Annotated in this window: 1 protein-coding gene; it reads left to right on the forward strand. The window is 45.4% G+C overall.

Annotated elements, in window-relative coordinates; all coding sequences use genetic code 11:
• Positions 1 to 1,583, forward strand: a 1,583-nt coding sequence (gene ltrA / locus QUB16_RS33320) for a group II intron reverse transcriptase/maturase (protein WP_333322672.1), incomplete at its 5' end; no start/stop codon positions are given.
• Between the last annotated feature and the right edge of the window lie 95 nt (positions 1,584 to 1,678).

Here is a 1,678-nt window from a genome sequence, read left to right on the forward strand (position 1 = left end):
ATACTGGCAAGAAAACGGCAGGAGTGGACGGGGTGAAATCCTTGTCCCCAGCAGCACGTTTGAAGTTAGTAAATAATTTAAAACTGGGGTCTAAGGTTAGTCCGACTAGGCGAGTATGGATTCCCAAGCCAGGAACGGAAGAGAAACGACCTCTAGGTATACCTACAATAAAAGACCGAGCCTTGCAAGCGCTGGTCAAACTGGCACTAGAACCAGAATGGGAAGCGCGATTTGAACCTAACTCATACGGGTTCAGACCTGGACGCTCATGCCAAGATGCGGTGGAAGCAATTTTTAACTCAACCCGGAAAAAGCCGAAATTCGTGCTTGATGCCGATATTTCCAAATGTTTCGACCGCATCGACCAGGAAGCACTGCTGAGAAAATTAAATACATTCCCTACCATTCGCCGACAAGTTCGAGCCTGGTTAAAAGCGGGAGTGATGGATGGAGAGCAGTTATTCCCAACATCCGAGGGTACGCCACAGGGCGGGGTCATTTCTCCGTTATTGGCAAATATCGCCCTACACGGTATGGAAGAACGAATCAAACAGTATGCAGAAACCCTGCCTACCAAAAGAGGAAAGAATAGACTCGACAATTACAGGAGTCTCAGTCTGATTCGTTATGCCGATGACTTCGTGATCATTCACGAAGATATAACCGTTGTTCAAAGATGTAAAGAGATTATCTCTGAATGGTTACATGGCATGGGTCTGGAACTAAAACCCAGTAAAACGAGACTTGCCCACACCCTAGTACGGTATGAGCAAGAGGAACCGGGATTTGATTTTCTTGGTTTCACAATACAACAGTTTCCAACAGGAAAGTATCACTCGAAACAGGGTTTTAAAACAATCATCACCCCAAGCAAGCAGAAGCAAAAGGTACATTACGAACAAATCGCATTGGTTATCGAAGCTCATAAGGCAGCACCGCAAGCGGCGTTAATCAGCCATTTAAACCCTATTATTAGGGGATGGGCTAACTACTATGCGACTGTAGTAAGTAAGGTAGCTTACTCAGATATCGATGACCTCACGTACCAAAAGTTAAGAGCTTGGGCAAAACGCCGCCACCCCAAAAAGAATGGGGAATGGGTGTCAAAGAAATATTGGCAACCTATAGGCGGAGATAACTGGGTATTCGCAACCAGGAAGGAAGGTTTAAAACCACTTCGGTTACTTAATCATGCTGACACTCCAATAGTGCGACATATAAAAGTTAAAGGCGAATCGTCGACCTACAACGGAAACCTGGTTTACTGGAGTACAAGAATGGGTAACAACCCAGAAATGCCAAGTAGGGTATCAAAACTCCTGAAAAAGCAAAAAGGAAAGTGTACCCACTGTGGTTTGTTTTTCCGTGAAGACGATGTGATGGAAGTTGACCACAGAATCCCTAAATCGCAAGGTGGAAAAGATTCTTACGATAATTGGCAACTCATTCACAGACATTGCCACGACACAAAGACTGCTATCGATGGCAGTCTCGGCAACCAATCTGGCTGCAATAGTGCCAAGCCTAAGCCCGCCAGAAAACTTGAAAAAGTCGATGGTAAATGGGTAATGAGGTATGCGTAACAAGCGCCAAATCATTGAGGAGCCGTGTGAGGTGAAAGTCTCATGCACGGTTTTGAAGACCAGCGAGACTGGTGACAGTCTCGCTGAGTTTAATA

The sequence above is a fragment of the Microcoleus sp. D3_18a_C4 genome (genome assembly GCF_036702415.1).
Taxonomy (GTDB): Bacteria; Cyanobacteriota; Cyanobacteriia; order Cyanobacteriales; family Microcoleaceae; genus Microcoleus.